Genomic DNA, 5,991 nt, shown 5'->3' on the forward strand with positions numbered 1-5,991 from the left:
GGCTACTTCTTTAAACGGAATATTAAAAATATTTACATACTCAAAACAATAAACTTATTCTTACTTCTGTTTCCGGTTTTTTGGTATGTGTTTAATTTTTATTGTTTTAACATCCTGCAATGGAATAGCTATGCCTTTGTATTGGGAGGAACATGTATCATATTTTTTGGACTTATTTACTGTTACGAAAAATTAACATCGAATGAAACCACCTCACTTTTTAATGAGGGTGAATTTTGGGTGGCTATAGGACTAATCCTGTTTTATACCTGTGAAGTTCCGTATATGGGCATGTACAGGTATTTGAGTACCAATTATATACAGTTGGCTGTTAAGCTAAAAAGTTTAAATTTAATAACTAATATTATCATGTATTTACTGTTTGCTTATGCTCTTTTATGTCCAAAGTTCAAGAAAAAGAAGTCCTCTTTGTAATTATACCCAGTATAATTATTTTTTTCGCACTTAGTAGCGCGATCGTTTTCTTTATGCTCTATTTCCAGAAAAAGAAATTCCAGTATGCAAAGGAAAAAGGGGAGCTGGAAAAACAGTATGCCGAACAATTGCTCCAATCGAGGTTAGAGATGCAGGAGCAGACTTTTGATATCATCAGTCAGGAAATACACGATAATGTGGGCCAGATATTAAGTTTGGCCAAGCTACAGTTAAGTATTGCAGAACAGAATGAAACCGGCAATAAACCATTAATTACCGAAATTAAGGGGAATGTTGGAAACGCGCTTACCGATTTACGCGATATTGCAAAAAGCTTAAGCACAAGCCGTATACAGGAACTTACCTTGTTGCAGGCGGTAGAGCAGGAGTTACAGCGTATTGGAAAAGCAGGAGTACTGAAATGTAGTGTAGAAGTAAGGGGCGATGAACAGCAGGTAGCTGAGCAGAAGAAAATAATCGTTTTCCGGATTGTACAGGAAAGTTTACAGAATATACTTAAACATGCCGGTGCCAGCAAAATCAATGTTGGTTTCGACTTTTTAAGCCAAAAACTGAAAATTACCATCGAAGATGATGGTGTTGGGTTCAGTTCAGGCGAAAATGAAAAAATGGAAACCGGTTTAGGTCTCCAGAATATTGTAAAACGTGCAAGCCTGATTATGGGTGAAGCAACAATTATCAGTGCTATTAATAGTGGTACAAAAATCATTCTAATTATCCCTTATGTCTGATCAGATAAAATATATAGCCCTGGTTGACGATCATATCCTATTCAGAAAAGGATTGGCCGCTTTGATCAGTTATTTCCCGTCGTACAAAATATTGTTCGAAGCCGCCAACGGAAGAGATCTTATCCAGCAGTTAAAGATATACGGTGTGCCCGATATTGTGCTGCTCGATATCAATATGCCCGAGATGGACGGTTACAGTACCGCCTCATGGCTTCGGATCAATCATCCTGAGGCAAATGTACTTGCACTAAGCACCATGGATGCCGAAGCGGCAATTATTAAAATGATAACCAATGGGGCAAAAGGTTATGTGTTAAAAGATGCAGAACCCGAGGAACTGAAATGTGCTTTTGATGAGGTAATCAGCAAAGGTTACTTTTATAATGACCTGGTTACCAGAAAAGTGATGCAATCGTTAAGTTCCTTATCTACAAACTCAAAAATATCCGATTTTGTGAAGCTCACCGAAAGGGAAATGGAGTTTCTGAAATATACCTGTACCGAGAAAACCTATAACGAAATTGCTGCTGAAATGTTTGTGAGTCCACGCACCATTGATGGTTACCGGAATTCGCTGTGCGAAAAACTGCAACTGAAAAGTAGAACGGGCCTGGCCTTATATGCCGTAAAGAATGGTATCGTAAAAATTTAGTTCATTTAGCGTATCTGCGGCTTATTTAGTGAAAATCCGGATTAAAATTTGGATTTTTAATGATATCATTCCAAATATGCTTTCAAAATTTTATCCCATCCTCATCTGTGTGCTGCTGTTGTTGTTTAAAGCAAAGGCACAGGATGCAAAATTGGATAGTGTTGCCCAGAATATTCATCATTATGGCTTAAAATCAGCTAAATCAAGCCTGTTTGTTCATTTCGATAAAGATATCTATAGCAATAATGATCAGGTTTGGTTTACCGGATACCTGTTAAAAACCATTACCGATTAGACCAGTACCATACGCTTTACCTATCGCTCATCAATAACAGCGATAGCAGTATCGTTCTTCAGGAAAAATTTCTGATCGAAAAAGGCTTTTCATTTGGAGGATTTACGCTGCCCGATTCCCTGCCCAGCGGTTCATATCGATTTGTTGCAAATACCAATATCAAAAAAAATAACGGGCCCGACGGCGAATTTATCCATGCCATTACAGTTAAATCAACCACTTTAAATCCGTTAACAACCAATATTTCCATCTTCAAAGCCTACGATGATCAACGTAAAACCGGAACGGCTTTAGTAAAAGTTTTAACAGGGGATAACCGCTTTGTCGAAAATGCAGAGATCAAATATCAGATCGGGAATGATAAACGGATCCTGCTCGCCGGTACTGCAAGAAGCAGCGTAATCGGCGAATTGATGCTCGATTTCCCGGCAGAGAAGATTACTGCAGATAATAACCAGCTTTATATAACGGTGAAAAAGGGGAAAGATATCAGGTATGCCAGGTTTAAACTCCCTGTGCTGAAACGATCAAACTATCAAATCCTGTTTTATCCCGAAGGTGGTTATCTGGTTGACCGTTTAGCTTCTAAAGTAGGCTTTGAAATCAAAAACCTGGAAGGAACAGTATTAAATGCAAAAGCTGTGCTGTACGAAAATGATGTTCCTGTTGATACCATTCAAAGTAACTCAGCGGGTATAGGTTCATTTTCGATATGCCCCCAAATTTTGAAAAAATATTCCGTTAAAATTCTAGGCGAGCATAACGATGATACGAAATATCCTTTGCCTATTGTGTTAAACGATGGAGTGGTATTAACTGCAGGTACTGCGATAGCCGAAAACGACTTTAGGATCCATTTAGAAGCCAATAATCAGAAAAAGGTACATGTTCTGGTGCATAATTTCTCTAATATTTTATTACATACCAACCTGATGCTGGAGCAGAATAAAACCCAGAGTATTCGTTTTAAGCTGGATTCCGTCCCTGCCGGGTTAAATGCCGTGAGTATTTTAGATAGCAATTATAAACCCATTGCCGAACGGATTTTTTTTGCCCATTACGACCAGCTTAACCGGGCAGACTTAATAACAGATAAAGACGAATATAATACGAGGGACCAGGTAAATTTAAAACTGAAGGTAAGTGCCCAGAATAAGAAACCTGCCGACGCCCTTGTTTCCATTGCCTGTGTACAGAGCAACCGACTTTCGGCCACTGGCAACCAGAATATTACCGATTATTTCTATTTACAGCAATATTTAAAACCGCTTCCCAACCGGCCAATGGGAATAAAATCTGTAGATCAGGATTATCTGAACGATATTTTATTGGTAAAAACATGGAGCCGCTATAAATGGCCCGAAACCGAAATAAAGGAGGTTGGTAAACAGGATGTGTTTTCGGTTTTAAGTTACCATGGGAAAATCACCCGAAAAAATAAGCCCCTGGATAAACCGATGGGCCTAACAACCATAGCAGGAGAAAACCTTAACTTTTTGAATACCGATAGCGCAGGACTGTTTAATATCCCCTATACCAACCTGATGATCAAAGAGCCGAAGATACCGGTTTGGTTGGCCATGACTACGGCTAAATATGATCAGTACGAAGTTAAAATGGATAATCCGCATGATGAATTGAAAAAATACCTGGTGCAGCAGAATTTCGAAATGCCCAGCACTCGGTCAGACATTTTGAATGAAAGCAACCAAAGTATTACCGCGCTGGCCGGTATCAGGCTTAAAGAAGTTACCATAACAAAAAATAATGAGGCCACAGCGTTTGCCAATAGGGCTTATAACAGGTGTGGCGATTACGTTTGCAGGTATAATATATTAAACTGTCCCAACCATACTGCAGATGTTGGAAATACCAGCCCCGTTAAGGGTAAAAGTTATTCTACGGGCAGGGGAGGAACGATGGTGTACCAGGGATGTACCGATGAAGAACACAAACCCAATATCATGATATTAAAAGGCATAAACCTGCCAAAAGAATTTTACGAGTCTGATATCAGTAATAAAAATGAACCGATCAATTTTGCTACAGTATATTGGAATTACCAGGTATTGGTTAAAGGCGAAACACCGATAACATTTAATGCCGGCGATTTAACCGGGCAGTTTAAAATTATTGTTCAGGGGGTAACCGATGGGGGAGTGGTTTACGGCGAGAAAGAGATTACGGTAAAGAATAAATAAAAAAGGGTTACGGTTTTATAACCATAACCCTTTTCAGTATCTGATTTAAAAATTTAGAATCTTACTCCAAAAGTTAAGAATACGTTATTTCTACTACTTTTTACATCTGCAACTGGCTCTGTGTAGTTATCTAATTCATAAGGGCTAGAGCTGAAATTGGTTTTATAATTTTGATAAGCTACATCGAAATAGTAGTTATCAATGCGGTATCCAAGTCCACCAGTGTAGAATTGACCCTGATAAAATTTGTTGTCGCCACCTTTAACACCGTTTCCATTTACCCCATAACCGGCACGTAAACTAAATTCGTTGGTTACTTTTACTTCGGCACCAACCCTGTAGTTAACCGCTTCTTTGTAACTGTTTTTAATAAATGCATTATTGGCATTTATTGTAGAAAGATCAGATCCGTTTGAATCAGAAAAGCGCATCGAAGAATAATCTACATAATCAACATCAGCTGATATTAATGCTGTACCCGCAATTACATAACTGATACCGGCCGAAGCTTTTAAAGGAGTACGCAGGTTGTAGGTAAACGAATAATACTGGGTAGGATTATTTGATTTATTGGGTGCAGTAGTCGCATTTCCAGCAGTAGTGGCCTGTAAGGTTTCGCTGGTATTATCTTCAATGTTCATCCAGGTTGGCGTTTGGAAATTCAAACCGATCCTTAACTCACTTACCGGTCTGAAAATAGCACCCAATTTTAAATTAAAACCACCACCTTTAGTTTCCTGGTTACGGAAGTGTGTAAGGTTGTAGTTTTCATTTCCGTTATATTTTGGAACAGTTGCTCCATCATCATACGAATTAAGGACGCCCGACTCCGTAAAAGTAGCATCGCTGATGTATTTTACATTTACAAAACTCGCAGTTGCTCCAATGTATACTTTATTTCCAAAATTAAGCGCGCCTGCCACGTTAAACTCTGAAGTAGAACCTAAACGGGCCTCATCCCAGTTTTGGTTAAAACTGCCGCTGTAGGGCTCTGCAGAAAACTGATTTGGAAAGGTTGGGGTATTTCTATTGATTAAATAGCTGTTATAGGCATCTCCGGCTATGCTGTTGCTGGTGCCGTAATTATTGGCCTGCTCGGCATAAGAATATCTTATCGAGTTATTCCTGTTGATCCCATTATAATTGATGTTGTTCAGGAAATCGTTGTTACGGGTATAGCTCAAGCCAAAAACTGTACTTACCAATCCCTTATCTACATCAGCACCTTTCATTTTTGCAGCGGGGCTATAAAATACCACCCCAATATTATTAAGGTTCAGCTGGCTTTTATCTGCTTTGATATTATTGCCCAAATATGAACTTCCGTTTGATACTGAGTTAAACTCTGGTGTAATGCTGAATTCTGATTTGGTAAACAAACCTAAACCCGCAGGGTTGGCACTGATTGAACCGATATCGCCACCAACACCTACCTGTGCTCCGGCCATTCCTTTAAATCTTGAAGTGCTGCCATAATTGGTCTGCGAAAAACGGAATGCATCTGGTGCATAACTTTGGGCGTATGATGTTCCCATAGCAGCTACTGTAGCTACTAGTGAAGCTAAAATATATTTTTTCATTGTGTGTTTAGATTTTATTATTAACCTCTACCTGCTCTTGCCGGACGTGAACCGCCTCCACCGCCGCCGCCGCCAC

The 5,991-nt window shown here is 39.2% G+C and carries 5 protein-coding genes; 4 read left to right on the top strand and 1 reads right to left on the bottom strand.

The window, feature by feature from the left end:
• Positions 1 to 398 precede the first annotated feature (398 nt).
• The 4 genes from B2V92_RS12095 (at position 399) to B2V92_RS12110 (ending at position 4,335) form a co-directional block, all read left to right on the top strand.
• Entirely contained in the window at positions 399 to 1,187 is a 789-nt protein-coding gene (locus tag B2V92_RS12095) for a sensor histidine kinase (protein ID WP_293308233.1), read from the top strand.
• A complete protein-coding gene (locus B2V92_RS12100) occupies positions 1,180 to 1,839 on the top strand; it encodes a response regulator (RefSeq protein ID WP_293308235.1) in 660 nt (219 codons plus the stop codon). The genes B2V92_RS12095 and B2V92_RS12100 overlap by 8 nt, the downstream gene beginning before the upstream one ends.
• A 76-nt stretch (positions 1,840 to 1,915) precedes the next feature.
• Positions 1,916 to 2,134, top strand: coding sequence for a hypothetical protein (locus B2V92_RS12105; protein ID WP_293308237.1), 219 nt, complete (start codon positions 1,916 to 1,918; stop codon positions 2,132 to 2,134).
• The gene (locus B2V92_RS12110) at positions 2,095 to 4,335 is read left to right on the top strand and encodes a hypothetical protein (RefSeq protein WP_293308239.1); all 2,241 of its coding nucleotides are present in this window, start codon (positions 2,095 to 2,097) and stop codon (positions 4,333 to 4,335) included. Before B2V92_RS12105 ends, B2V92_RS12110 begins: the two co-directional genes overlap by 40 nt.
• Positions 4,336 to 4,388: 53 nt before the next feature.
• Here the strand turns inward: B2V92_RS12110 and B2V92_RS12115 are convergent, their stop codons facing one another.
• Positions 4,389 to 5,915 carry an OmpP1/FadL family transporter gene (locus B2V92_RS12115; protein WP_293308241.1) on the bottom strand — a complete coding sequence of 509 codons (1,527 nt, stop codon included), beginning with the start codon at positions 5,913 to 5,915 and terminating at the stop codon, positions 4,389 to 4,391.
• Positions 5,916 to 5,991 lie beyond the last annotated feature (76 nt).

It is taken from the genome of Pedobacter sp. UBA5917 (assembly GCF_002432345.1).
In the GTDB taxonomy this organism is placed as follows: Bacteria; Bacteroidota; Bacteroidia; order Sphingobacteriales; family Sphingobacteriaceae; genus Pedobacter.

Bases quoted from the DNA above. Each gene is read 5' to 3' on its own strand.
- B2V92_RS12095 (WP_293308233.1), top strand. From the start codon at position 399: ATGTCCAAAGTTCAAGAAAAAGAAGTCCTCTTTGTAATTATACCCAGT.
- B2V92_RS12100 (WP_293308235.1), top strand. From the start codon at position 1,180: ATGTCTGATCAGATAAAATATATAGCCCTGGTTGACGATCATATCCTA.
- B2V92_RS12115 (WP_293308241.1), bottom strand. From the start codon at position 5,915: ATGAAAAAATATATTTTAGCTTCACTAGTAGCTACAGTAGCTGCTATG.
- B2V92_RS12105 (WP_293308237.1), top strand. From the start codon at position 1,916: ATGCTTTCAAAATTTTATCCCATCCTCATCTGTGTGCTGCTGTTGTTG.